This window comes from Consotaella salsifontis (genome assembly GCF_900167365.1).
GTDB lineage: Bacteria > Pseudomonadota > Alphaproteobacteria > Rhizobiales > Rhizobiaceae > Consotaella > Consotaella salsifontis.
Genome location: NZ_FUXL01000009.1, coordinates 153,755 through 180,400, shown reverse-complemented (window position 1 = coordinate 180,400; position 26,646 = coordinate 153,755). Strand labels below are relative to the sequence as shown.

General features: G+C 63.2%; 19 protein-coding genes. 11 read left to right on the top strand and 8 right to left on the bottom strand.

The genetic code is table 11. The features are described from left to right. Nucleotides 1–56 precede the first annotated feature (56 nt). The 6 genes from B5D38_RS14225 (at nucleotide 57) to ftsH (ending at nucleotide 8,030) form a co-directional block, all read left to right on the top strand. Nucleotides 57–1,733: a cation:proton antiporter gene (locus B5D38_RS14225; protein WP_078709086.1), complete on the top strand. Its 1,677-nt coding sequence runs from the start codon at nucleotides 57–59 to the stop codon at nucleotides 1,731–1,733. A 341-nt stretch (nucleotides 1,734–2,074) separates the two neighbouring features. Beyond that, nucleotides 2,075–4,012 carry a PAS domain-containing sensor histidine kinase gene (locus tag B5D38_RS14220; RefSeq protein ID WP_078709085.1) on the top strand — a complete coding sequence of 646 codons (1,938 nt, stop codon included), beginning with the start codon at nucleotides 2,075–2,077 and terminating at the stop codon, nucleotides 4,010–4,012. 198 nt (nucleotides 4,013–4,210) lie between these two features. After that, on the top strand, nucleotides 4,211–4,684 hold the full coding sequence (locus tag B5D38_RS14215) for an Hsp20 family protein (RefSeq protein ID WP_078709084.1): 474 nt from the start codon (nucleotides 4,211–4,213) through the stop codon (nucleotides 4,682–4,684). Between the two features lie 83 nt (nucleotides 4,685–4,767). Continuing rightward, a complete protein-coding gene (locus tag B5D38_RS14210) occupies nucleotides 4,768–5,259 on the top strand; it encodes an Hsp20/alpha crystallin family protein (RefSeq protein ID WP_078709082.1) in 492 nt (163 codons plus the stop codon). Nucleotides 5,260–5,331: 72 nt separating this feature from the next. Next, on the top strand, nucleotides 5,332–6,105 hold the full coding sequence (locus B5D38_RS14205; protein ID WP_078709081.1) for an NADH dehydrogenase ubiquinone Fe-S protein 4: 774 nt from the start codon (nucleotides 5,332–5,334) through the stop codon (nucleotides 6,103–6,105). A gap of 80 nt (nucleotides 6,106–6,185) precedes the next feature. Next, a complete protein-coding gene (gene ftsH, locus B5D38_RS14200; protein ID WP_078709080.1) occupies nucleotides 6,186–8,030 on the top strand; it encodes an ATP-dependent zinc metalloprotease FtsH in 1,845 nt (614 codons plus the stop codon). A gap of 15 nt (nucleotides 8,031–8,045) precedes the next feature. On the opposite strand, the gene B5D38_RS14195 is transcribed toward ftsH, so the two are convergent. The 8 genes from B5D38_RS14195 to B5D38_RS14160 all read right to left on the bottom strand — a co-directional run bounded on the left by B5D38_RS14195 (nucleotide 8,046) and on the right by B5D38_RS14160 (nucleotide 19,030). Next, nucleotides 8,046–8,972, bottom strand: a complete 927-nt coding sequence (locus tag B5D38_RS14195; RefSeq protein WP_078709079.1) for a DUF2493 domain-containing protein — start codon at nucleotides 8,970–8,972, stop codon at nucleotides 8,046–8,048. Nucleotides 8,973–9,296: 324 nt separating this feature from the next. Next, nucleotides 9,297–10,361 carry a DUF7146 domain-containing protein gene (locus B5D38_RS14190; protein WP_078709078.1) on the bottom strand — a complete coding sequence of 355 codons (1,065 nt, stop codon included), beginning with the start codon at nucleotides 10,359–10,361 and terminating at the stop codon, nucleotides 9,297–9,299. Next, nucleotides 10,361–14,656 carry a strawberry notch family protein gene (locus tag B5D38_RS14185; protein WP_078709077.1) on the bottom strand — a complete coding sequence of 1,432 codons (4,296 nt, stop codon included), beginning with the start codon at nucleotides 14,654–14,656 and terminating at the stop codon, nucleotides 10,361–10,363. Before B5D38_RS14185 ends, B5D38_RS14190 begins: the two co-directional genes overlap by 1 nt. Before the next feature lie 95 nt (nucleotides 14,657–14,751). Beyond that, a complete protein-coding gene (locus B5D38_RS14180) occupies nucleotides 14,752–14,970 on the bottom strand; it encodes a DUF6117 family protein (protein ID WP_078709076.1) in 219 nt (72 codons plus the stop codon). After that, nucleotides 14,967–15,377: a hypothetical protein gene (locus tag B5D38_RS14175; RefSeq protein WP_078709075.1), complete on the bottom strand. Its 411-nt coding sequence runs from the start codon at nucleotides 15,375–15,377 to the stop codon at nucleotides 14,967–14,969. Before B5D38_RS14175 ends, B5D38_RS14180 begins: the two co-directional genes overlap by 4 nt. A gap of 99 nt (nucleotides 15,378–15,476) precedes the next feature. Next, entirely contained in the window at nucleotides 15,477–17,564 is a 2,088-nt protein-coding gene (locus tag B5D38_RS14170) for a ParB/RepB/Spo0J family partition protein (RefSeq protein ID WP_078709073.1), read from the bottom strand. 132 nt (nucleotides 17,565–17,696) lie between these two features. Next, the gene (locus B5D38_RS14165) at nucleotides 17,697–18,074 is read right to left on the bottom strand and encodes a DUF2958 domain-containing protein (protein WP_078709072.1); all 378 of its coding nucleotides are present in this window, start codon (nucleotides 18,072–18,074) and stop codon (nucleotides 17,697–17,699) included. Then, nucleotides 18,071–19,030: an ArdC family protein gene (locus B5D38_RS14160; protein ID WP_078709070.1), complete on the bottom strand. Its 960-nt coding sequence runs from the start codon at nucleotides 19,028–19,030 to the stop codon at nucleotides 18,071–18,073. The genes B5D38_RS14165 and B5D38_RS14160 overlap by 4 nt, the downstream gene beginning before the upstream one ends. Nucleotides 19,031–19,438: 408 nt before the next feature. On the opposite strand from B5D38_RS14160, the gene B5D38_RS14155 reads away from it, so the two are divergent. The 5 genes from B5D38_RS14155 (at nucleotide 19,439) to B5D38_RS14130 (ending at nucleotide 26,641) form a co-directional block, all read left to right on the top strand. Then, nucleotides 19,439–19,798 (top strand): helix-turn-helix domain-containing protein, encoded by a 360-nt coding sequence (locus B5D38_RS14155; protein WP_078709069.1) that lies wholly within the window; start codon nucleotides 19,439–19,441, stop codon nucleotides 19,796–19,798. Next, entirely contained in the window at nucleotides 19,799–21,112 is a 1,314-nt protein-coding gene (locus tag B5D38_RS14150; protein ID WP_078709068.1) for a type II toxin-antitoxin system HipA family toxin, read from the top strand. A gap of 300 nt (nucleotides 21,113–21,412) precedes the next feature. Further along, on the top strand, nucleotides 21,413–22,654 hold the full coding sequence (locus tag B5D38_RS14140; protein WP_245319231.1) for a Druantia anti-phage system protein DruA: 1,242 nt from the start codon (nucleotides 21,413–21,415) through the stop codon (nucleotides 22,652–22,654). Nucleotides 22,655–22,676: 22 nt separating this feature from the next. Beyond that, nucleotides 22,677–25,559: a hypothetical protein gene (locus B5D38_RS14135; protein WP_116002743.1), complete on the top strand. Its 2,883-nt coding sequence runs from the start codon at nucleotides 22,677–22,679 to the stop codon at nucleotides 25,557–25,559. Further along, nucleotides 25,553–26,641: a hypothetical protein gene (locus B5D38_RS14130; protein WP_207552957.1), complete on the top strand. Its 1,089-nt coding sequence runs from the start codon at nucleotides 25,553–25,555 to the stop codon at nucleotides 26,639–26,641. The genes B5D38_RS14135 and B5D38_RS14130 overlap by 7 nt, the downstream gene beginning before the upstream one ends. Nucleotides 26,642–26,646 lie beyond the last annotated feature (5 nt).

The following is a 26,646-nucleotide window of genomic DNA, read 5'->3' as shown; positions in this document are numbered from 1 at the left end:
CGGTGGACGTGCCCTAACTGGCCTTTTGACGAAATTATTTGATCTCAGGAAGCATCATGACCGATCGCCTCTTATTCGAAGCGCTGGTGATAGTGTCTGTTGCATTCATCGGCATAGCGTTCCTTGTGCCAATTAGGGTCTCCTCCATTGTTGCTTATCTGGCTGCCGGACTAGTCATTGGTCCGTATGGGTTCGATGTGCTGCCTGAGACGGACGGGATTCATTTTCTGGGAGAACTCGGCGTCGCTTTCCTGATGTTTATTGTCGGCCTGGAATTCTCTCTTTCCAGGATGATTGCGGCGCGCCGTGTCGTGTTCGGCCTTGGAGGAGTTCAGGTTGTCGCTACGGTGCTTCTTTGTGTGGCAGCCGTCTGGGCGGTTTGGGAAACCGACCTGCTGGTGGCGCTGTTGGTCGGTGGAGCGGTCGCCATGTCTTCGACCGCCATCACCGCCAAACACCTATCCGACCAGGGCGAACTGTCAAGCCAGCATGGCCGTCTCGCCCTTGGCATGCTGTTGTTCCAGGATTTGGCGACGCTGCCGTTCCTGATTCTCATCGACGCTGTCGCCGGACACGGCGACGAGAGTATTGCCGCAACAGCGCTACGGGCGGCGTTCACCGTCGCCGCCTTTCTCGTCGTCGCTTTTGCGGGGCGCAGGACCCTTCCCGCGTTTATGGCTTGGATCGCGCGCGGTGGGTCGTCCGAGTTCTTTCAGTTGTCCTCCATCATGCTGGTGCTTGGCGCCGCCTTTCTTGCTCAGCAGGCCGGACTATCCATTCCGATCGGCGCGTTCCTGGCGGGGATGGTGCTTGGTGAGAGCGACTACCGTCATCAGATCGAGGAGGAAATCCGGCCCTTCCGGGACGTGCTCCTGGGCCTTTTTTTCGTCACGACCGGCATGACGCTAGACCCTTTCGTGGTCATCATGCATCCGGTCGCAGTCACCCTCACGGTCTTTATGCTGATTGTGGTGAAGACGTTTGTCGTCGTGGTATCCGCAAAGGCGCTCGGTTGGGCGATTACTCCGTCGCTGCGGGCGGGTCTTGTCGTCGCCCATGCCGGTGAATTTGCCTTGCTTCTGCTGACGCAAGCCTTCGACAACGGGCTCCTTCCGACGGAACTCGCTCAGATGTTTCTGGTTGGCTCGGGAATCAGCATGGCCATCGCCTCCGTCTGGATTCCGCACAACGGCTGGCTTGCGGAGCGGATAGCAATGGCTCACTTCCAGAGGGAGGGGCCTCAAGTCGATGAAAGTTCGACCGAGGCGATTGTCGGGGCAGCGAGCAGAGCCCTCTCAGGCCATATCATCCTGTGCGGCTGTGGTCGTGTTGGCCAGTTGGTTGCGACTGTGCTGGATCTTGCCGCGGTTCCTTATGTCGCGCTGGAGAGGGATCCGCGGCACCTCCAAGACGCAAAGCGGAAGGGGCATCATGTTCTGTTCGGCGATGCAACGCGGCGGGGAATTCTCAGGGCTGCTGGATTGCCACGGGCGAGCGCTGTCGTCTCAACGCTGCCGCGGGGCGAAGATGCGGAACGGCTTGGCAGACAGATCCGCTCCTTTGACGCTGCAGCCACGGTGCCGTTGATTGTCGGCGTGAAGGACGAACGCGAGGTGCAATCCCTCCTTGATGCTGGTGCAACCCCGCGTGTTTCCAGAGAACTGGGCGGCGGGGCTGGCGCTGGCGGCCGAGACGTTGATTGCCATCGGCAGAAGTCCGGCGGAAGCGGATAAGCAGATCGCTGGCGTTCGAGCTTTGCTCATGCAGGACTTGTCGAAGCCAGGAGTAGCCGACACAAGTCCACCGACTGCGGAACCTTCATCATGAGATGCAATCGGCCTTCGGAGATGACGAAAGTCGGCGACTGCGGTTCTGGCCACCGGCGGTCAGGGGCGTTGGCGGATCGGCAATCTTCTGTGGGTCTAGGCAAATCCCGATAGCTTAGATATTCAGGTCACACCGGCCGAGGGGCCTCGGCGGTATTCTCTTGGCGGCCGCGGCGCTGGGTTCCCAAAAATCATCCCACTCGAATATTCGAGCGGTTTCGTGCAATATCAATTCCTGGCCGACGGTCATGTCCACCTTCCTGCAATCTCTCGCTGGCTTATATGTCAGCGATGTGTCCTCCGCTTTGCTCGACGCATTGCCCCTTGCCGTTTGTATCTGCGATTCCGACGGCCGAATTCTGTACTATAATCGGGCTGCAGCGAAGATTTGGGGGGATAGGCCTGCCCTCGCGAACGGCAAGGGATTTTGCATCTGCAAGGGGCTTTTCGATTTCGAGTCCGGCTCTGGCCACGACTTGACGTGCACGATGAAAGATCTTCTTGGTGCGGGGGAGCCGATCCACGATCAGCGCCTCATAGTGAGGCGGTGCGACGGAACGCACGTGACATGCCTCGCGAGCGCCGATACCGTCAGAACTTCTATGGGCGTTGCCGGCACGATCCTGCTGTTCAGTGCGTTGGTGGGTGGCACCGACGCGGAACAGGACCGGGCGCCTGTCGAGGATCAGGCTCGTCGCTGGCTTCTCGCTATGCCGACGATGATCTTCGCGACCGACGCCATGGGAAACGTGATCTTCTTCAATGAGGCAGCAATAGACTTCTGGGGGGATCCCTTGGATTTCGGAGCTCGAAAGGACTCCGGGACCTGGATGCTATGCGGACCGGACGGACACCCGCTTGCGGCTAACGAGATATCGATACTGTTGGCGTCACACGATCAACAGTCAAGCGGGATCGAGATTCTAGCAAAGAGGTTCGATGGGCAGCTTGTCCCATTCATGGCCTTTCCAGCCTTCCTTCAGGACGATTCCGGTGCGTCGGCCGGTATGATCACCATGCTGGTCGACATCAGCGAAAGGAAGGCTGCGGAGATCTCGCTCGCGCGGCACCTGGACGAGCAGGCGGCCCTCTACCGTCTGATTGATGAGATCAATCACGCAACGACCTGCCCGGAGATCTATAAGGCCACCCTGGATGCCATCGCGGAGTTGTTCGCAGGAGCGAAGGTGGGGATCTTTCTGTTCGAGCGTACCAAGACGGCGAGCGTGGTCGCAGCACTAGGACTATCGGAAACGTCGCTGGAGTATCTGGCCAAACACCTGCCTTGGCCAAAAGACGAGGCTGTTCACCAGCCATTTTGTATTTCTGACCCTGGGGAGCTCTTGGGAAAACCGGACCTGTCGACCTTTCTGGACGGTTCGAGTAGTTCGGCGTTTGGTCTTTTTCCGTTTCCAGCGGAGGCAGCTGCAGAGGGGGCTTTTTGCGTGCTTTATACGCAGCCGCATAACTTTACCGAACGCGAGAAAGAATTATCGAGGACCGTCGCACAGCAGCTCGACTACGGATTGGCGCGAGTGCATACGGAAGAAGCTCGAGAGCGGGCAGAAGAGCGTCAGCGCATCCTGCTGCGCGAGCTCGATCACCGGATCAAGAACCTTTTCGCTGTTGCCAGTGGTCTTATCTCCCTGAGCGTTCCGTCAGCCGAGACGGCTGACGAGCTAGCGCTCCTTGTCCGCGGGCGCTTGGACGCCTTGGCGCGCGCTCATGCGTTGACCCGCACGACCTATTCCGACGGAGTGGCCGAGGCGTCGGAGGCGACGCTGATGCACGCACTTATCCGAACGATTGTCGCTCCATACGAGAGTCGCGAATCCAACCGTGTGGCGCTCCGGGGGGAGGATATCGCCGTATCATCAGAGGCAGTGATAGCACTCGCGCTTCTGCTGCATGAGTTGGCCACGAACTCCGCCAAGTACGGAGCCCTGAACATGCCTTCGGGAACGCTGACGGTCGAATGCTCCCTGACGAGCGATACCTATGAAATGATTTGGACTGAGAGCGGCGGTCCTCCGATTAAAACCAAAGATCGTTCCGCCGGCTTCGGAAGCCGATTGGCGATCCGGACCATCGAGCGGCAATTGGGCGGATCCATTTCGTACGATTGGCGGCCTGAGGGTTTGATGGTGCGCCTGTCGATTGCTCGCGATCGGCTGGAAGCGGAATAGCGAAGCCCTCGCCCAGGCGGCGGATTTTCATCCGTCGGAGCGCGCCAGAATGTCGCGGGAACCAAGTGGAACGTCTTGAATTTAAGCGACTGCGAATTATATCGAGTTCGCAAGTTTCAAGGGCTTTCGCTTGTCGGAAGTCGCTCTTCGTCTTCGCAAGTTGCTTGTACCCATGATTCTCGTAAGGAGGTTGTGGTGATGAGGGCGTTCGATGAACTGTCTCCCTTCTTCTCGTCGGTAACCGACTTTGAGCCGATGGCTTACCCGCTAGCGCGCCCTGTGGTTTCCGGTCGATGTCGGTGGCCTCTCTATGACGTGGCCCTGTCCGGAGACGCCTGCAGGATCAGGATCGCGGTTCCTGGCTACAGTCGCGAAAATCTCGATCTGACCGTTCGGCCGAACCACTTGGTTGTAACCAGTTCGAAGGCCGCGGCAGACACTGATCTGCAGTTTCTGCACCACGGCATACCGAGTTCCGGCTTCGAACTTGGCTTTACTCTGGCTGACTTCGTCGAAGTCAAATCAGCTGATCTCGCCGACGGCATCCTGACCATTGAGCTCGTCAGAAATGTACCTGATGAATTGAAGCCGAAGAAGATCCCGCTGAACAAAGATATGACAACTCATCAGATCGAGGCTCAGCCGACGGGAAAGGGCAAGCCTTCGAATTGAGGTAGGCAAGGTTTCCGTTGTTGCGGCTGCAAGAGACGCGGCAACGGCGTGACGCAAAAAATAAGCGAAAGGAGTTGAGTACCATGAACGTGCGTGACTTGGTTCCTTGGGGGCGTGGCGGTGCTGTGCAGCCGTCCGCTCAGTCTGACGTGCAGAATCCGTTCTTCGCCTTGCAGCGCGAAATGAACCGGCTGTTCGACGACGCCTTCGCCAATTTCGGTGTGCCGGCGACGTTCGGCGCGGCTCAGGTCTGGCCGAAGGCCGAAGTGAGTGAAACCGACAAGGAACTCCGAATCTCCGTCGAGCTTCCGGGCATGGAAGAAAAGGATGTCGATGTGACGCTCGCCAACGGCGTGCTGTCTGTGCGCGGCGAGAAGAAGGTGGAGAAGAAGGACGAGGAAAAGCAGTACAGCGAAATCCAGTACGGCACCTTCGGGCGCCGGATCCCGATCGAATGGGAAGTTAAGCCGGAAGAGGTGAAGGCGTCTTTCAAGAATGGCGTGCTCACCGTGACGGTCCCCAAGTCGGAGAAGGTGCAGGCGCAGACGAAGCGCATTCCAATCAGCAAGGCATAACCGGAGCTTCCGCCGGAGCGGCTTGTTCTGCCCCGGCGGAAGCACGCCTTCGAAGTTACGGAGGTTTTCGCCATGGATACGGTTTGGGCAAAGCCTGTCATCAACGATCGGCAAGGTCCGCAGGTCTCCTCGCTTATGGCATCGGGCTGGACACGTCGGGACCCCGGGCAGGCCAAGCTGGCCGAGCGGCGCACATGGGTCCCGGACGACGCCGCGGCCGAGATCTATCGGCCGGCGCCATCGGTTATGCAGTCGGCGCCGTTCCGACGGCGGCCATGGGTGCTGAAATTCGAGCGACGCTCGCCGTCCTGGATCGAGCCGCTGATGGGCTATACCGCCGGCGGCGATACGCTTCAGCAAGTCGAACTCCATTTTCCCGATAAAGACGCCGCGGTTCGCTATGCCGAGCGACAGGGGCTTTCGTATCGCCTTCGCGACACGCAGGCGGTCGATCGGGGACCGTCCGTCGAATTGGCTCCGTCGGCCTGGTGCAGGAGCGAGATGGAGCAGGCGGAAATCGATGCGGCATCGCCCATCCCGCCAAAGCCGGGGGAGAACGAGACCATCGACCTTGCCGCCGCCCTGGCGGCGCCCGCCTCGGTCTTTCGGAGTCCCGAGGCGGTGATCCGCCAATCTTGGCTCTCCGTTGCCGAAAAGAGGAAGATCCTGCAGCGATGGGCGGAGGATGAGCGACGGCAAGATGAGTCGACCACCGAGGGCATGCCGGAGTTCAAAGCGTCGCTCTACGATGAGATCATGCAGATGCTCACCCGTCTGGAGGGCGCCTCTTCGGACGATATCGTCCTGATCATAGGAAACGCCCCTGAGCGACGCATAAGTCGTTAAGTCCGTGCGGCCGGAAGGCGCGCCTCCCGGCCTTTTCCTTGCCGAGTAAGGCTTAGGCCTGAAAAACGAGAGGCGTGCCGATGACGAAGCAGACGAAGTTTCACACCTGGTACTGGATCGCGGCGATCTTCGCCATCCTGGCCATCGAATACGTTATCGGGACGGCGACGACTGTTGCCACGATACCCTACAGCCAGTTCCAGCAGCTCCTGCACGAAGGCAAGGTCGCCGAGATCGGCGTTTCCGACAACTTTATCCAGGGCCGGCTCAAGGAGCCGCTGCCGGACGGCAAGGAACAGTTCGTAACCACCCGGGTCGATCCCGACTTCGCGGACGAGCTGCAGCAATATGGCGTTACCTACACCGGCCAGATCGAAAGCAACTTCCTTCAGACCGTTCTGTCCTGGGTCGTTCCGATCGCGCTCTTTTTCGGAATCTGGGCCTTCATGGCGCGGCGCCTGGGCAGCCAGGGCCTTGGCGGCGGACTGATGTCGATCGGCAAGAGCAAGGCGAAAATCTATGTCGAGGCGAACACGGGCGTCACCTTCGACGACGTCGCCGGCGTCGACGAGGCGAAGGCCGAACTGCACGAGATCGTGGATTTCCTGAAGGAGCCGAAGAGCTACGGCTCGCTCGGTGGCCGCATGCCCAAGGGCGTCCTCCTCGTCGGCCCGCCAGGCACCGGCAAGACGCTGCTTGCCAAGGCGGTCGCTGGCGAGGCGAAAGTGCCGTTCTTCTCCATTTCCGGCTCGGAATTTGTCGAGATGTTCGTCGGCGTGGGCGCCGCCCGCGTGCGCGACTTGTTCCAACAGGCGCGCGAGAAGGCGCCGGCGATCATCTTCATCGACGAGCTCGACGCCCTCGGCCGCGCCCGCGGCGTCGGCCCCTATGCTGGCGGCCACGACGAAAAGGAGCAGACGCTGAACCAGCTTCTGGTCGAACTCGATGGTTTCGATTCCTCGACCGGCCTGGTGCTGCTGGGGGCAACGAACCGTCCCGAGATCCTCGACCCGGCGCTGCTGCGCGCCGGCCGCTTCGACCGCCAGGTGCTGGTCGACCGGCCGGACAAGACCGGCCGTATCGCCATTCTTCAGGTTCACATGAAGAAGGTGAAGCTGGCGCCCGACGTCGATGCGGAGAAGGTGGCTGCGCTCACGCCCGGCTTCACCGGTGCGGACCTCGCCAACCTCGTCAACGAGGCGGCGCTTCTGGCGACCCGCCGCAAGGCCGAGGCCGTGACGATGAACGACTTCAACAACGCCGTCGAGCGCATCGTAGCTGGTCTCGAGAAGCGCAATCGGCTGCTCAATCCGAAGGAGCGCGAGATCGTCGCATATCACGAGATGGGGCATGCGCTGGTGGCGCTGACGCTGCCGGGCGTCGATCCCGTCCACAAGGTGTCGATCATCCCGCGCGGCGTCGGCGCACTCGGCTACACGATCCAGCGCCCGACCGAGGACCGGTTTCTGATGACGCGCGAGGAACTGGAGAACAAGATGGCGGTGCTGCTTGGCGGCCGGGCTGCGGAGCTCATCGTCTTTGGTCATCTTTCGACCGGAGCGTCGGATGACCTCAGGCGCGTCACCGACATCGCCCGCTCCATGGTCACCCGCTACGGCATGTCGAAGAAGCTCGGCAGCGTCGCCTATGACCGCGACAGCCAGTCTTTCCTGCAGGGGCCGAACCTGCCCTCCGTGCCGCGCGAGCGCGACTTCGGTGAGGAGACCGCTGACGCCATCGACGAGGAGGTGCGCGATATTGTCGAGGCGGCGCTGCAGCGCACCGTGTCTCTGCTCACCGAGCGCCGGGATGTTCTGGAACGGTCGGCTAAGCGTCTCCTGGAAAAAGAAACCCTGGACGAAACCGAGCTGGCGGAACTCTTCAGTTCAGCTACCCCGCCTGCTAAGCTTGCAGCGGCACAGTAGGACGGGCGGCGGCGCTTATGCGCCGTCGAAACGCCAGACGGAGATGCCGAGCTTTCTGGCCTTGTCAGCGAAGTTCTCCTGGATGCCGGTACCGGGAAAGACCATGACGCCGATTGGCAGAACATCGAGCATCTGGTCGTTGCGCTTGAACGGTGCGGCGCGGCCGTGCTTCGTCCAGTCGGGCGCAAAGCCGATCTGGGTGACGTTGCGGTGATCGGCCCAGCGGGCGGCGATTTTCTCGGCGCCCTTTGGCGACTTGCCATGCATCAGCACCATGTCCGGGTGCTTGGCATGCACCTGGTCGAGCTTGTCCCAGATGAGCTTGTGATCGTTGAATTCGGCTCCGCCGGAGACGGCAACCTTCGGCCCGGCGGGCAATAGCACGTCGCGGTTGGCGCGCTTTCGCTCGGCGATGAAGTCCCGGCTGTCGATCATCGCCGATGTCAGCGCGCGGTGGTTGACCTGCGAGCCGGTGCGCGGAGACCATGGTGATCCGGTGGTGCGCAGATAGTGCTCGGCGGCGCTGTCGCGGAAGACCTCCAGGCTGTCGCGGCGCTCGACGAGGCCTTGCCCGGTCTCGATGAGGCGTTCGAGCTCGACGGCCTTGATTTCGGAGCCGTCCTGTTCGCGCTGCCCGCGCTTCTGGGCCTGTTCGTTGTCGTCGAGCTTGCGTTCGAGCCGGTCGGCCGCGCGGTGGAACATGTTGACCGTCGACCAGAGCAGATCGTCGAGTTCGCCATCGAGGGCGGTATCCGCCATGGTGGCGATCAGGGCGTCGAAGATGTCGGAGACGGCACCTGCGATGACATTGTCCTCCGGGACGAGGCGCGGGTCCCGGCCGTGCCCGTCATGGCGGTAGCCGTGGAGTTCCAGTTCGTTCAGTGCGTGCTCGGTTGGCGAGGATTCGTGGTGGGGTTCGAAGGTGTCGTCGTCGAGTGTCATCGGGTGGCTCCCTTTGTCGGTTGGCCGCGCCCGCCGCGGCCTTCATGGCGCCGAAAGACGGCGGGCGGACCGGGCCTGCATCCTGGAGCGGCAGCGGAAGGACCGGAGCGTCAGCGGAGGATGGCGGAGGCCGGCGATTTTGTTTCGCGATGGAAAGGCCCGCAGGGCCGCCGGAAAATCGTTGGCCGCAGCCATTGCCGGACCGGGCCACCTGCTGTCCGGTCGCCCTCTGAAGAAGGCTGGGGCGCGGCCCTCTCCGACATACATGGGGAGCCGTTGACGAAAACTGCGACGTCACCGCCATAGCCCGCACCGCTGCCCCGTTCAGGCGGACAGAACGGACTCCATGAACCTGGCGACATCCTGCGGTGCGAGCTGGACCCGGATCGAAGACCGGAAGGCGTCGAGACCACGCAAGCGGAGATCCTCGTTGAGATCGCCCAGCATCGGCGAGAGTGGCAGCGCTTCGATGCCGAGCGCATCGGCCCGTTCGATCAGCGTATCCCTAGCGCCATCTCCCGCCGGGTCGTCGTCGCGCACGATATAGAGTCGGCGTAGCGTGTCGGGGAACAGGATAGCGGCGAGATGGGCTGCGGAGAGCGCGGCGGCCATTGGCATCTCGGGCAATATGCATCGCAGCGACAGCATGGTCTCGATGCCTTCACCCGCTGCCATGACCTCGCCCGCCACGCCAAAGCGCACCGCATGGCCGAGCAGGTCGCCCATTGCCCGTCGCGGCGTCTCGATCGGGGCCTTGCCGAGCGTCGCCTCGCTGAACCCATCGGGATCCAGCCAGGTTCTGTGCGCGCCGGTCTGGTGTCCGTCGAGATCGGTGACCGACGCGATCAGGGCCGGCCAGGTCTCTGTCGGGCTATGCTCGTCGGGCCGGTAGTAGCAGCGCGGATGAAACCGCAGCGACCCGGTTCCATGCAATGCCGTAATGCCGCGTCTACGGAAATACGTTTCCGCGCGTGTACCCATAATCGGCCGCGCCATCGAGAACAGGCGTTTGGCCGCGAGCGGCGAGCCCGTTGGCGCGGGCGATTTGCGTCCAGGCGATGATGCCAGCTCCGGTTCGGGATGCGGCAGGCTGAGGAACCGCCGGGCCTCGTCGGCCACATCCCTGAATTCGGTCAAGCCGCAGCTTTCCCGGATGACGTCGAGCAGATCACCATGTTCGCCCGTTGCAGCATCGGTCCATTTGCCCGCCGCGCCCTTGCCGGCCTCCGGTCCGGTCAGCCGCACGAACATCGAGCGGCCCTTGGTGTTGCGCACGTCGCCCACCATCCAGTAGCGGCCCTCGCGCCGCCCGCTGGAAAGATATTCGCGGCACACGGCCTCGGCCTGGCGGCCGAGACGATGTGCGAGGTCTGAAGCATCGCGGGTCATCAGGCAGCCTCCCGCTCGGCGATACGCTCGACCGGAAACCGCTCCAGCAGCCTAGCGAGGACCGCAGCGCTGGACGCGTCGGTCGGGACGAACAGCCGGAACTTCCACGAGATGATCTCGCCGAAGAGGCCATAGGCCTTGAGGCGGTCGCGCATCGTGTCGGTGAAGCCGGTGAGCTCGATGCGGTTCGCGCCCATGACGCGGGCGCGGCGAAGCTGAAGCCCCTCGGAGAGGTCGAGGATCGTGCGGCCCTCGGTCAGCGCGGTGAAGGCGTCGTCCGCCGAAAGGCTGGTGGTGCCCGTGGTCGCCGCGTTCGCGGCCCAGGCCGGTGAGACCTTGCGGCCGATGATCCGCTCACCGTCATCTGTTTGGAGCCGGTACACCCGCGTCGATTCAGTGGGCAGACGCTTCCAGATCGGCAGCAACAGCCCGGAAACGATGTGGACAGTGCTGTCGGTATATTCCGGGACCGCCGCCACTTCGGTGTCCCAGATGCGCGCAAAGGTCTCGCGGTCGGTTTCGACCCAATGCGTGTCGCCCATCATCGCAACGGGCACCTTGGAGGATTCCATCGGCCGGATCAGTCGCACCCGGCGTTCGACGACACCGTCGTCGTCGATCACGCTGGTGGTCGGAACGCGCACCGCGGCCCGGCCCGATCGCTCGTTGACCAGCAGGGCAGCACGCGGATCGGTGAGATGGTCGAGCGCCTCGTCCAGTGCGACGGGATGGTTCCGTTCGCGCTGGGCGATGGAGAGCAGCGTGGGCTCCGCACCGGTCGCGGGATGCGTATGGATCACCTGCCGGTCGGTGACCGTGAACTGCTCGCCCCTCAGCGTTTCCAGCCCGACGTCATAGGTGCCGCTGGCAATGGCGCCCTCGATTCGCGCAGTGAGGATCTGCTCGAAATGCGCGAACAGGATGTTCTGCAGATCGATGGTGAGCGCCAGGAGCCGGTTGAGGAAGGTGGTGATCGGCGGTAGGTCGTCCTTGATGCCGGTATCATCCGCGAGCTTCAGACCGGTCGAGGTCTCGAAGGTCTGCAGCGAGCAGCCTTCGACCTTGCCGCCGACGATCATCAGATAGAGCCGGCGCAGAGCGTCGCGCGCATAGGCGCTTTCGAGATTGTCCTCGGCGCGGAACAGGCCCTGGCCGCCGGTCTGGCGCTGGCCCCGCGTGATCGCGCCGAGCGTATCGAGCCGGCGGGCGATGGTGGAAAGGAAGCGTTTCTCAGCCTTCACGTCGGTGGCGACCGGCCGGAAGAGCGGCGGCTGCGCCTGGTTGGTGCGGTTGGTGCGCCCGAGGCCCTGGATCGCCGCATCGGCTTTCCAGCCCGGCTCCAGCAGATAGTGAACCCTCAGTCGCTGGTTCTTCGCCGCGAGGTCGGCATGATAGGAGCGCCCTGTACCCCCGGCGTCCGAGAAGATCAGGATGCGCTTGACGTCATCCATGAAGGCCTGGGTTTCGGCGAGATTTGCGGAAATGGCACGACCTTCGACGGCGAGGCGATCGGCCGTGGCGCCGGCACCGGGCTTGCGGACGATACGGCGCGAGCGGCCGGTTACTTCGGCCACCATCTCGGTGCCGAAGCGCTGGATGATCTGGTCGAGTGCGCCGGGAACCGGCGGTAGCGATGCGAGCTTCTCGATCAGCCGGTCGCGCCTTGCGACGGCCTCGCGGCTTTCGACGGGTTGGCCGTCGCGGAACACTGGGCGCGAGCACAGATTGCCCTCCGAGTCGGTGAAGGGTTCGTAGAGCTGCACCGGGAAGGAATGCGCGAGATAATCGAGCACATATTCGCGAGGCGTGATGTCGACCTGCACATCGTTCCAGTCCTCGGTCGGGATTTCGGCGAGCCGCCGTTCCATCAGCGCCTCGCCCGTGGAGACGATCTGGATGACGGCGGCATGGCCGGCTTCGAGATCGGCATCGATGGCGCGGATCAGCGAGGGCGTCTTCATCGCGGTGATCAGGTGGTTGAAGAAGCGCTGCTTTGCGCTCTCGAAGGCGGACCGTGCGGCGGACTTGGCCTGCCGGTTCAGAGTGCCTTCGCTGCCGGTGACGTTGGTCGCCTGCATGGCGGCGTCGAGATTGTTGTGAATGATTGCGAAGGCGCCGGCATAGGCGTCGTAGATGCGCCGCTGCTCGTCGGTGAGCTGGTGCTCGACCAACTCGTATTCGACCCCTTCATAGGACAGCGAACGGGCCTGATAGAGGCCGAGCGCCTTCAGGTCACGCGCCAGGACTTCCATCGCGGCGACCCCGCCATCCTCGATCGCCTCGACGAACTCGGCGCGGGTGGCGAAGGGAAAATCCTCGCCGCCCCAGAGACCGAGCCGCTGGGCATAGGCGAGATTGTGGACCATGGTGGCGCCGGTCGCGGAGACATAGACGACACGCGCATCGGGAAGCGCGTGCTGGAGGCGCCGCCCGGCGCGGCCCTGCTGCGAAGCGGCCTGGTCGCCGCGTTCGCCCTTCGATCCGGCGGCGTTCTGCATGGCGTGGCTCTCGTCGAAAATGATCACTCCATCGAAATCCTTCCCCAACCAATCGACGATCTGTTTGACGCGGGAAACCTTCGATCCGCGTTTGTCGGAGCGCAGCGTGGCATAGGTGGTGAATAGGATGCCCTGCGGCAGACGGATGGGCGTGCCTTGGCGAAAGCGCGAGAGCGGCGTGACCAGCAGTCGCTCCTGATCGAGCGCCGACCAGTCACGCTGCGCGTCCTCGAGCAGCTTGTCGGACTTGGACACCCAGACGGCGCGGCGGCGGCCCTTCAGCCAATTGTCGAGCAGGATGCCGGCGACCTGGCGGCCCTTACCCGCGCCGGTGCCGTCGCCGAGGAACCAGCCACGCCGGAAACGGACCGCGTCGTCAGCGTCTTCGGCCGCGGCGGTGACCACATCGCAGGTCTCGTCGACGGACCAGGAGCCGGCGAGATGCTGGGCATGGGCTTCGCCAGCATAGATCACGCTTTCGAGCTGGGCGTCGGAGAGAGTGCCATCGACCACGAGCCCCACTGGCAGATGCGGGCGATAGTCCGGTTTTGGCGGCGCAACCGAGGCCATGGCGGCGGACTGGACGAGCCTGGTGGGATGCGCCTGAGAGCCGGGAATACGGATCGACTGAAGCGCGTATTCTTCATAGATCGCATCGGTGAGGCGCGCGCCCTGCGGCGGGGTCCAATCGACGGTTTCATAGGTGAGCTCTTCGCCCGTCGGATCGGCAATGGACGATGCGGCGCTGCCCCCACCTAGGTTGCGGTGCGCGGCTGAGATAGAGCGCGGTGGAGTGACCCGCTGTCCGGAGATCGCCGGCAAGGAAACCGGTGCGCGGGGTGGCATGTCCGCCTCGATCCAGCCGAGCAGTGTCGCGACATCGGGGGCGATACCCCGCGAAGCCGGAAAGGCGGCGGGATCGTCGGCTGCGATCTTGTCGATCACCGTCAGCCGGGTGTCGATGGTGGTGCCATGGCGCGCATAGACCGCACCGTCGATCGCAGCGGTGAAGACGACGCGCCCATGCTCCTGCAGGCGCTTGAAGGCGTCCCGCCACTTCGGGGTCTCGGGCGCGAAGCTGGCACCGGTGATGGTGACGAGACGTCCACCCGGTGCCAGGCGCGCCAGCGCCGAGGCGACATGGCGATAGGCGGCGTCAGCCATGCGGCCCGACACGTTTGCCGTCACCGAGAATGGCGGGTTCATCAGCACGACGCTGGGAACAGCATTGGCGTGCAGATAGTCGTCGATCTGGGCCGCATCGAAGCGTGTGACCGAAAGAGCCGGAAAGAGTGAAGAGAGAAACGTGCCGCGTGTCTCGGCAAGCTCGTTGAGATGGAGACGGCCCCCGGCGATTTCGGCGAGAATGGCGAGTAGGCCGGTGCCGGCGGAGGGTTCCAGCACGATGTCATCCGCAGCGATCGTGGCGGCGGTCGCCGCTGCAAAGCCTAGGGGGATCGGCGTCGAGAATTGCTGGAAGGCCTCGCTCTCTTCGGAGCGGCGGGTGTGCGAGGGCTGAAGGCCGGCGATCCTGTTGAGCAATGGCAACGCGGCCGCCGGAGACCCGGCTTTGCGCAGAAGCGCCTTTCCGTATTTGCGCAGAAACAGGACGGTGGCACCTTCGCAGACGTCATAGGCGGTTTTCCAGTCCCAGGCGCCGTCGGTATCGGAGCCGCCAAAGGCGGCGTCCATCGCGATACGGAGCGCGGGCGCGTCGATGCGCTGACCTTGTTCGAGAAGAGGAAGGAGTTGATGGGCGGCGCGGGCGAGCGCCGCCCCGGGAACGATCTCTGTCATGGGAAGAACCTCGGGAGAGCGGGAACGGGGCAAGCCGGGCAGCGCTCTCTCTTTGACCGCACCGGCTCAAACCCGTCCCGGCAACCCTCTCCCTCTCATGGCTCGGGCGGCCGATAGGCATCGTAGGAATTGCCGTCGGCAAGATGACCGAAAGGCGTGAAGAGGAACTCCTCGTCGTCCCGGCCGACCGCGCAGATCACATACCGCACCGCTCCGGTCTCGGCGTCGGCGCATTCGAGCAGGGCGAGATTGCCGTCGGCGGCGGCCCGCAACAGCGTCTGGAAATTGGCGCGGGCATGGTCGGGAATGCTCACGGCCGACCTCCCTGGAGCGTTTCGGCCAGCCATTCGCCGGTATAGGTCCACGCCACGGTCTCGCCAGTGGCTAGGTCGAGGACATGGGCGCCGCCGCCAAACGCATCGATGCGAGGCCGCGAACAGGTATTGGCGTATTGGAAGCCCCATCGTCCGGTCAGTGCGAACGCGGCGGCGCATCGTTTGACGAACTGGATGACATGTTCCGGATCGCCGGTGCCATCATCGCGTATCCAGAGGCAGGTGCCGCCATGCTCGGGCACGATGGAGAGATCGAAGCTTTCGGACGGCGGGTCTTCCGAGGCGTTTTCGTCGGACAGACGGTTGTAGAGATCGAGCGTGCGTGCGGCGTTCTCGGGTGTTCTGACGTCAAGGACGCAGGAGAAGTGGGTAAAGTAGTCGGCCATGTCGACCTCCTGAAATAAAAATGCCCGGTGCGGTGACCGGGCCGAGATGAGAATGATGGTGTGAGACGCGGGGCGGCATGGGCCGCCCCGCCCGAGCGGCTATTCGGCAGCCATGGTTTGCGGCTCGTCCGCGGGCTCTTCGTCACCTTCGTCTTCGTCGGAGAGGAAGGCAGGCAGAGCTTCGGTGTCGTCCCCCTCGGGATCCGAGGGGGTGCCATCGACGATGGCGGGCAGGCGCAGCGGTTCGGGTAGCCAGCCGCTGTCGGCAAGCAGGCGTTCCGCCTCCTTGGCCATGTCCGGCTTCTTCAGGTGGTCGATGAGTTGCGCGGTTTCCTCGCCCTTGACCTCGCGCACCGCTTCGAGGATGCGCGGCTTGGTCACCCGGCCGAAATAATTGCCGACCGTCGGCCGCCATCCGACCTCCACCATGTCGAGACCGACGGCGCGGGCGAGACGATCTGCCTCGCGGATGCGCTGCTGCACGCCATGCGAGGTCGGCCCCGCCCCATAGGGATTGACCTTCTCGTAGAGCGCGTTCACGCCGAAGGAGACGCAATGGGCGAGCAGCGCCACGCGGCTTGCCTCGTCGAGCCCGTCGATCCTGGCCCAGAGCGCATCGTCGTCGGCCGGCAGGTCGCCCTGCCACGCCTGCTGCCGCTCCTCGACGGACTTGGCGGACGGGCTGTCCTTCAGATCGTCGGCTTGGACTGGGAAGAAGACGTGGCGGACGGAGGCATCGAGGCACCCAGTCGTGGAGACATGACGGAAGGTGTCGCGTACCAGCTTGTGCAGGAGCGCGGTCATCGCGACATGCGGATTGTTCGCCAGCGCGTCCCGCAGCGCGAGCGTGCGATGGGCCGTCAGCTCGGTGACCAGTCGCTCGGGTAGCGGCTTGATTGTGTCGTCGTCCTCGTCCGTGTTCTCGGCCTCGCCGCCGACGGTGATCACCGTTCGCTGCACGGCGCCGGGATTGGTCGCCGCATCGCCGTCGCCCTCGGGCGCCTCGTCCTCGGGCCGGACATAGCCGCGATCGACCGAAAGCTGCCCATCGTGGCGGATGCTGACGAAGGCGCCGGTGCGGCCGATCTCGGCAGGATCGTAGCGCGTAGGCCGATCCTCGAAGGCGTCGAGCGCCGCCTCGATCTCGCCGAGCCGTTCGTCCACCTCGTCGGGCAATCCTTCGGTCTCAACATATTCGGCTTCGAGCCGATCGAATTCCTCACGCAGGGCTTCGCGTGCGGCCCGCTCTTCGTCGGTCAGATCGACGGGTGTGCCGGTGAGCGCCCGCAAGCCGTTGGTATGACCATAGGGGAAATCGGCTGCGACCGAGATCCATTTCCAGCCCTCCTTGGCGATGGTCTCCGCCTCGGCGGTGAGCTTCTCTCCGACCAGCCGTTCGAGCAGGGCCACGTCCTCGATCCACCCCCCGTCATCGTCCTGGAAGAGATCGCGCAGGACAGTGCCGCCGGCCTCTTCATAGGCTTCGATCGTGACGAAGCGCACACGCCGATCCGAGGCCCGCACGGTATTCTCGGTGAGCATGCGACGGATCTGATAGGGCTCCTTCGACCAGCTATGCTCGATGGCCTCCCAGACCTGTTCCTGACGGGCATGATCGGAGGAAACCGTGTAGGCCATCAGCTGATCGAGCGTTATGGCGTCCTCGGCATAGAGGTCGAGGAGCTTCTCCGACACGGCAGCCAGCTTGAGGCGCTGCTTGACGGTGTTGACCGAGACGAAGAAGCGCGCGGCGATTTCTTCCTCGCTCATGCCCTGGTCGCCAAAAGTCTGGAAAGCGCGGAACTGGTCGAGGGGATGCAGCGCTGCGCGCTGGACGTTTTCGGCGAGCGAATCTTCCTCGGCCGAGATGTCGCTGTCCGCCTCGCGCACGTGGCAGGGGACCGGCGCGGTCCGGGCCAACCGCTTCTTCTTGGCCAGAAGTTCGAGCGCCCGAAACCGGCGGCCGCCGGCCGGAACCTCGAACATGCCGGTCTCCTTGCCGTCGCCATCCACGACCGGACGGACGTTGAGGTTCTGCAGGAGGCCGCGGCGGGCGATGTCCTCGGCCAGGTCCTCGATCGAGACGCCGGCCTTGATGCGCCGTACGTTGGACTGGGAGAGGACGAGCTTGTTGAAGGGAATTTCGCGCGAGGCGCTGAGGGTGATTTTCTTGGCTGCTGTCGCCATGGTGGTTTACTCCGCGACGGGCGCCGAGAGCCTCTCTCTCAGCTTGAAACCCGTCACGGAAAAGGGCGCAGCCCTCTAACTCTCCCGCGCCCGGCCAGAGCCACACACGAAGGTGACAGCCTGAGCGCCACCTCACCGCCGCGACTGCATTGCCGCCGCAGCTTCCTCCAGCATATCTCTGCGTTCGACAATGTGGCCGGCCCGGCGCGCTGCCTCGGCATAGACCGAGATCGGGACTGTCGCCTGAAACAGGATGTCTCGTTCGATCCCGAGACCGAATGGCAGGCGCACCGAAGTGAGTTCGGCAAGGCTGCAGGCGCCCAGCTCAGGACACCCGAAGCCGAGATCGGCAAGGCCGAACAGGGTGTCGCCGTCCGCCTCCATCTCGGTGATCAGCCAGGTGCCCGCGCCGACCGGATTGAAGAATTTCACCACGGGCACATGATCGATATCGCGCTGCCGCCCGTTGGCGAGCAGCCGGTCGCGCAGGTCGTCGGTCAACAGGATCATGCCACCCTCCTGTCGCAGGAGGTCTCCACCGAACTGGTCTCCACGGCGTCGGGCGCGAAGGCGAGAAGCCAGTCGGCGGCCTTGCCCGCCTGGCCGGCGGCGCGGACGATGGCGCGATTGTCCTCGCGCAGCACCTCGAGCCAGGAGCCGATATAGTCGGCGTGCCGCACGGTCGGCGCAATGCCGAGCGAGGCGCAGCAGAAGGCGGCGTTGATCTCGGCGATGAGTTCCTCGAAGGCGTATTTCTTCGTGCCGAAGGAGCCCGAGAAATCACGCCCCAGACGTGAGGCATGGCCTGTCGCGTGGCCCATCTCGTGCAGCGCCGTGCGGTGCCAATTGATGGGCTCAAAATAGGTCTGCGGCGGTGGCACCTGCACATAGTCATGTGCTGGCACATAGAAGGCCCGGTTGCCGCCGATGCGGAAGTCTATGCCCGTTGCCGCGATCAGCGCCTCGACGCGCGGTTCGATCAGACCTATCGGCACGGGCGGCGCGGCGGTCGCAACATCCTCGGGCAGGTTCTCGCATTGGTCGGTGTTGAAGACGGTGAAGCGCTTGAGGAACGGGATCGCCTGGGCGTCCTCGCCGGTCTCGCGCGCCCGGCGCTTCTCGTCCTCCGGCACGAAGCGGTCGGCATAGACGACGGTGGTGCCGCGTTCGCCCTTGCGGACATTTCCGCCCAGCGACAGCGCCTGGCGGAAGGTCAGCCAGCTCTGGCCGGAAAAGCCGCGCTCGATCGCGGCGCCCCAGAGGAGCAGGACGTTGATGCCCGAATACTGACGATCGGTGGAGGCGTTCTTCGGAAGGCCGAGGGGCGCCTTCGCCGCCGAGGTTCCCCAGGGCTGGACCCAGGGCACACGGCCGGCCTCTAGCTCGGCGATGATCTTGTCGGTGATTTCGGAATAGAGATTGGTCCGGTCGCCCTTGGCGCCGGGTTTGCGGTTTTGTCTGGACATCGCGGTTCTCCGCGACGGGCGCCGTGAGCCTCTCCCTCGGCTTTCAACCCGTCATGGCAAACCGGTCCGCACTCTCACTCTAAAGGGGGCGTTGCGGGGTCTCCCCGCAGAAGGGGTCGGCCGAGACCTTGGCTCGGCCGCAGGGGAAGGCTTTCCCCTCCCAGCCTCCAAACCAGCGGCCCGAGGCGTCACAATTGGCGAACCGCCGACTCACAATCAGCGGCATATCGTGCCGCGTCTCTTGGCGACCCGTAGGTTCATAATCGTGAACAAAAAAGCATATATGGTTCGCTAAAGTGGACGCTATATGACCGACGCGTTCTGCGGCCACCTTTAACGTCTCATTGACATTGCGTCCAATATAGTGGACTTTATATGATATAAAGCGTGCCAATATGGACGTTATAGATGGCCAAGCCTCGAACAGCTCCGACCCTGCCGATCCCGGTGCGGCGCGCCCTGCGCAAGCTGGGCGAGGACATCCGTGACGCAAGGCGCCGGCGGCGGATCCCGGTCGCCATCATGGCCGAGCGGGCCTCGATCAGCCGCACGACCCTGAACAAGGTCGAGAAGGGCGAGCCCGGTGTCTCGATCGGCACATATGCGACCGTGCTCTTTGCGCTCGGCCTCGCGGACCGGCTTGCCGGTCTCGCCGACGCCAGCACCGACGTCGTTGGGCTCGAGCTCGAAGAGGAGCATCTGCCGCAGCGCATCCGCCGTCCGCGGAAAGAGCGGGCGGCACCCCCGGCGCAAGAAGGCAGCCGCTAGATGGATACCGAAGTCCTTGTCCATGTCGACCTTGACGGGGCGCCGCATCTCGCCGGCCGCCTGTGGGCGCGCATGCGCAAGGGGAGGGACAGTGCCACCTTCGAATACGACAAGGACTGGCTCGCCAATCCCGTCCGCTTCTCCCTCGAGCCTGCCTTGCAGCTCGGGCCCGGTCCGTTTCACACGCCCGCGGGCAAGCCCCTGTTCGGCGCCATCGGCGATTCCGCGCCTGACCGCTGGGGGCGCGTGCTCATGCGCCGCGCCGAACGCCGGCGGGCGGAGAAGGCGGGTGAGACACCCCGCACGCTGCGCGAGATCGACTATCTGCTCATGGTCAATGACGAGGCCCGGCAGGGCGCGTTGCGCTTTGCAAGAGAGTCCGGCGGACCATTCCTTGCGGCCGGTGATGTGGTGCCGATCCCGCCGCTGGTCGAGTTGCCGCGCCTCTTGTCGGCGGCCGACCATGTCGTCGGCGAGTCTGAGAGCGACGAGGATCTGCGCCTGCTGCTGGCGCCGGGCTCCTCGCTCGGCGGCGCACGGCCCAAGGCCTCGGTGCGCGATCGGGACGGCCATCTCGCTATCGCGAAATTTCCGCATAAGGACGATGACTACAACATCGTCCTGTGGGAGGCCGTGGCGCTGAGCCTTGCCGAGAAGGCGGGGATCCCTGTCGCGCCCTGGCGCATCGAGACGATCGCCGGCAGGGCGACGCTGCTCGTGCGCCGCTTCGACCGCGACGAGCAGACCCGCATTCCCTTCCTCTCGGCCATGAGCATGCTCGGCGCCAACGACAACGAGACGCGCAGCTATCTCGAATTCGTCGACGTGCTGCGCCAGCACGGCGCCGCGCCGAAAAAGGACATGCACATGCTGTGGCGGCGCATCGTCTTCAGCGTGCTGATTTCCAACACCGACGATCACCTGCGCAATCACGGCTTTCTCTATGCCGGCCCCGATGGTTGGCGCCTGGCGCCGGCCTACGACGTCAATCCCGTGCCCACGGACATCAAGCCGCGCGTGCTGACGACGGCGATCGATCTCGACGACGGCACCGCCTCGCTCGACCTCGCCCTGCAGGTGGCGGAGTATTTCGAACTGACGGCCGCGGACGCGCGGGCGATCGCCAGTGAAGTGGGCCAAGCAGTGGCGGACTGGCGCGACACCGCTGCTGCGGTTGGCCTCACGCCTAGCGAGATCGACCGGATGGCGTCAGCCTTTGATCACGATGACCTGAGAAAGGCGCTCGCTTTGAACAATCATGGCCTTAGGCCCGTAGGTCACACGCAGCGTTATGATCATCGACATAAGACATAGAGGTCGTGACCAAACTCACGGCAAGGACGCTGTACAGGAGTGGTCCGGGCTCTGATAGTCATGGGCCAATGGCGCGCCTGTGGTCCGGTTTTCTGGATTGTGCTATCTAGACGTGTATCCATTGGTTACACTTGTGTATGGCGATGAAGAATGTCGGGCTTCGGATACGCGTTGAACGCTCCCTCAGGGAGGGTTTCATCAAGGCTTGTCGGGCGGAAGACAAGTCGGCGGCGCAGGTAATCCGTGAATTCATGCGTGGCTACATTGAGCGGGCCTCGCAGGAAGCGGCAGAAAGCAGAATTGAAGAGCATATCAAGCGGAGGGGGCTCCGGGCCGATGAATTCAAGACAAAACAAAGTAGTTAAGCTCGCGTCTCGTGAGGCGAATTTAAAGAGAAAACTGCGTCGGCATCTGCGAACGCTCGGATTTAAGAAGTCAGAAAGCGGCCTGTTCCAGATTGAAGGGAACAGCAAAGATGTTATCCGCACCCTTCATGCCGCCCAGCGCGAAGAGCGGCTGTGCGCGAACCGCCAATTCATCAGCGACAAAGCGCCGTCGCTGCTCAAGCATTTCGCCGGCGGCACCGATATCGATCCTGAACGCATATCGCCGGTGCTGGAGAAGATTGCTTCCGGTACATGGCAAGGCGACCTTTTCCGGCTGGCTTCGCTCAGTTGGTCGGTGCCTGTTTCCAACGGGTTTGGCCGGCGCATACGCTATCTTGTTTGGGACAAACACAACGGAAAACTCATCGGTCTGATCGCGATTGGCGATCCCGTCTTCAATCTCGCCGTCCGGGACAATCTCATCGGATGGGATGTTCACGACCGGTCGGCCCGGCTGGTCAACATCATGGATGCCTACGTGCTCGGCGCCGTCCCCCCCTACAACAGTCTTCTCGGCGGAAAGCTTGTTGCCTGCCTTCTGAGAAGCCGGGATATCTATGATGATTTCGCGCAGTTATACGGCGCCACGGCCGGCATCATCTCGCAGCAGGAGAAGAAGGCAAGGCTGCTTGCGATCACGACCTCGTCCTCCATGGGCAGATCGTCCGTCTACAATCGGCTCAAGCTCGACGGAACCGAGTATCTTCGGCCCATCGGCTACACCGGCGGATGGGGCCATTTCCACATCCCCGACAGGCTGTTTGCCGAACTTCGCGATTATCTGAGAGACGCCGGGCACCACTACGCCGACCTGCACCGATTCGGACAAGGACCGAACTGGCGCCTGCGCACCACGCGCGCCGCGCTGGACGCGCTTGGCTTCAAGGACGACATGCTCCGCCACGGTATTCAGCGGCAGGTCTTTCTCTGCCTGCTGGCGGAAAATGCGAAGCACATCCTGAAGACCGGCAAGGGCAGGCCCGATGTCAAAACGCTGCTTACCGCGGCTGATGTTGCAGAGCGTGCTGTCTCGCGCTGGATGATCCCGCGCTCCCGTCGCCGGACGGAATATCTCCAGTGGACCCCCGACAACCTTTTCGACCTTTTCGGCAGCCAAAGCCGGATGATGCGGTCCCGCGTTTTGAAGTCGGGCTAGGTATGCGGCGGGACGGGGAGGAATGACGACCATGCACGCGCCTCTCGATCAATGGCAAGCGCGCCTTGAGAGGCACTTTGCGGGCCTTGCGCAGAGGCGGGCCGGGAGCGGTTTCCCGATATTCGCGCTAGAACACGGCCTGGACGAAAACGAGCTAGCGGAAATCAGCGGCCTTCTCCTGTCCCGCCTGAAGGCCGGTCTCCCCCTGCGATCTCACTGGCTTCTGTGGGTGATCTACGCCACCGAGCGCGGCTATAACTATGACGGCGAAGAATATTGGCGTTCGTTCGAAGAGCACACGCCGAGTTGGGAATTCGGCGATCGTTATAAAGTCGTTCCCTGGTTCACCAAATTCCAGAAGGCCTATGACGGTGTCGTTCCAACGGGTCCCTGGGCCTCGCATTTTAGGATCATCGCGTGGCCCATTACCCACGCCATTCTCCCACGGTATCTACAGCTCCAATTCGCGCGCGCTCTTTACGATCTTCGTTACAGACTGGCCGGGGTGGCTCGGTTCGAGGCGGCTAGCGTAGGGCGCGTTCTCGCGGCACACGCTCACGCCACCACTCGCTTTGAGGCGTTCTTACAGCAGGAGGAACTAACCGGCCGGATCGTGCTTGCCCTGCTGGGTCAGGAACAGGCTGGCGCACAGCAGCCCATCTATCCGCCAACCCTTGAACGGATCGTTACAGACCTCGAACAAGTTCGTAGCGCCCGCGAATGGCTCAAGGCGACACGGCAAGAGGTCGCCGATCGCTTCAAAGGCATCGGGCACGGCTCCACTCCGTCCCTGCCGGGCGCCGTCGGCGGCCCGCACGGGCGCGGAGCGTTGAGAGGCGAGCAGCCGAACCTGAGTATCCGGCCAAACCTTATGCTCCGCTATTCGGGAGCCGGGACCTGGTCGCTTGTCATGGATGTCCCCGACTTCAGGGGGCTTGCGGTGAGCGCGGATGTTCGCGCCTTCCTGAAGAAGACCCGGTGTCGCCTGAATGGGGCGGACGATACCAAGCCCGCTGGCTGGCTGCTGTCAGGCAGAAGGAAGGCCGTCCTCAAATCATGGCCGGACCCGGAAAAGCCGCTGCTTTTGTTCGAACAATCTCACGGCGTGCTCGATCACCTCGTTGAGAGCGAATGCCGTCTTGGTGCGGGGCCGAACTGGCTCTTCCGCGTCGGTCAGGACGGCATCGCCCGTGAAATCACCGGGAGAATCGTCCGGCCTAGCTACGAATATATAATCGCAACGACCGCTGAACCGCCCGCCGGTCATCCGTATGTCAGCGCATGCAGCATCGAGTGCGCGGGAGCGAAAGCTTTCCGGCTCAAGATGCCTGACGCGGTATCTGCTGAAGATGCCGCATGGCTGAAAAAACTCGATCTTCAAGTGGCGCGGACCATCAGGGTGTGGCCCGCGGGATTGCCGGCTCACCAGTGGGACGGCGAAGGCAACAGTGAATGGCTGACCACCGAAACACCATGCTTCGGGATCACCCATGACCATCCTTTAGAGGGCTACTGTCTTCGTCTTGACGGCGGCGCTGCAACAATCGTTGAAGCAGGGCGCGTGGGCTTCCCGAGTTTTTTCAGGCTTCCGCCGCTGCCCGAGGGCATTCATACGCTGAGCGTCGTGGCAAAGCCCGATACAGCCGGACCCGCGCCGCCGTCCTCGCCGCCGGCGGAAGGCCACCTGGTCCTGAACGTGCGGGAGCCGGAATCGTGGACGCCCGGACGGCCATCTCATGCCGGACTGATCGTCACAGTTGACCCCCATGATGCCAATCTCGATGCGTTTTGGGAAAACGGCATAAGGCTCTCGGTTCTCGGGCCGGAAAGCCACCGTGTCACTTGCGAGGTCACGCTCGCCAAAAGCAATGGCGAGCAGATATTTTCCGAGCAGGTCGGCGATCCGATGAGCCTGCCGGTGACTCCAGAAAACTGGCACAGGAAATTCGACCAGTTTCTCCAGCGCGGCGAGGATTATGCCTGGCGCTACCTCGAAGCGTCCGAGGGTGCGCTCAGGATAAAGGGCGATGAACTCGGGGAATATGTCGTACGTTTCGAACACGATGCCCTTCCGGTTCGATGGGTTATCCGCAACCATCACGGCACGCTCTCGGCGCGGCTAATAGACGATACGGGCAGCGAGCAGTCCCAGCCGGCCGCATTATTCTTTCCCTTCGAACGTCCCGTTGCTGCCGAGGCGCTGCCACCTGCCGATGCGTTGTCCGGCTCCAAGGTAAGCGCCCCAGGCGGTCTTTTCACCACGCAGCACGGACATTACCACGACGCCGTCGCGGTCAGTGCCGGCTTGAGCGGGCCTGGACTGTCCGGGCTCGGCGTGAGTTGGGATTTCGGCGCCATACGCGGCGGCGCTGTTACCCTCGAACAGGCCATCCGGATATTCGCGCTCTGGCGCAGCGCCCGCCTTGCCGGACCGCTCGCCGGAGTTCGGCGCGATAGCGTTGCGGCCGGAATCCTGTCTGCGATTTACGAAATGGTATGCGGTTTCAACTGGATGAAGGCGGAGGATGCGTTGTGCGCCGCCCCGAAGTCTGAGCGTGCGCGGGATGGTTTGCAGCACAACATCGAAAGGAAGAACGGCTTCGGTGCCGTCCTGAGACGGGACTTCGCGCGCATCGATGACGGTCTCGCGCAGGCTACCCAGTGGTATGTCGAACTGGCCGAGCGATACGGCATCTGCAAGGAACGCCGCCTGTGCGAATTTGCCCTGCGGCTGGCATGTCAACCGCAGCGACTCATCGAAGTCTACGACCGCGATCTCGACGAGTTGTTTCGTTCACTCCGGAATTGTCCCGCGATTTTACGCGGCGCACGCATGCTTGCGCTTCTATCCGCCAACCGGGACCATGACGGTCCGGCGCTCAGGTTGCCGAGGTTGTCATGGTGATTACCGAAATCATGCCCGAGGACGTGCTGGGCTCTTGCCGCAAGGCTCTCGACCTACCGGCTGCGTCTGACGATTCGATCGATGAAACCTTGCTCGCCGGATTGCTCAGGCGGACAGCCGGTATCCTCTGCCCCTGTTCCCGCGCCAGTTTGCGGGCTGCGCTTCTTGAAAGCCTTCATGGACTGACGCCCAATGAGCAAGAACTTCCGGACGTCATCGACGCCGTTATCGAAGGCCTGATTATTGGCGGGGATCTTCTGGAATTGAATGATGTCGCTACCGTTGATCCCGACGTGAAAGGTACGTGGGTCTTTGCTGCGCCGCCGAGCTTCATCGTCCGCGCCGGAGGCAGTGTTTTTCTGACCGGCGTTGTTCCAGACCAGGACACGTTTCTACCGCCGTCCCTGGCATCACGCATAACCTATGGACGGTTCACCCGCATTCTCGAACCGCAATCGGGCGAAGACCTCGCAAATGACCTTCGGGAAGAAGGTCTTCAGGAACTCTCGGAAGACGTTTGGCTCAAAGCGCCTAAACCGGAACCGGCGCAGGATGCGCTTCTCGGCATGGAGCGGCACTTGAACGCAATGCCGCCCAGCGGGGAATTTGAAAGCCTCCAAGTTCTCGATCCGACCCGCCGCGTGACCTACTACAAGGGACGCTGGTGTGCGCCGGCGCGCCACCATGACGGGGATTTCGTGGGGCGCCGGCCGCAGGACTACGGTGCGCCGATCTGGTGTTTTGTCGCCCTGCAAAACGGCGTTCCAGTCAGGTTGCTGGATTTGCCGCTTAAGAAGACGCGCTGGCGCGCCTGCGACGTAGCCTGGCACCTGCAGATGGCCATCGACTCCTGCAATGCAAACCCCCAGCTTTACCGACGGATCGCCGACGGCGATCGCGTGCACTTCGATTTCTTTTCGCCGCTGCCGCAATGGTCGGAACGGCGACTGATGATACTCGGTCGCCCCGAGCCGCGAGGCGGCAGCCTTATTTCATACTCCTTACCTGCCGGCACGGCCGACCAGGAAGAGCGCTTTCTTCAGGAAAGGCTTTGGTTGGCGCGCACGGAAGATTCCGACTGAGGGCG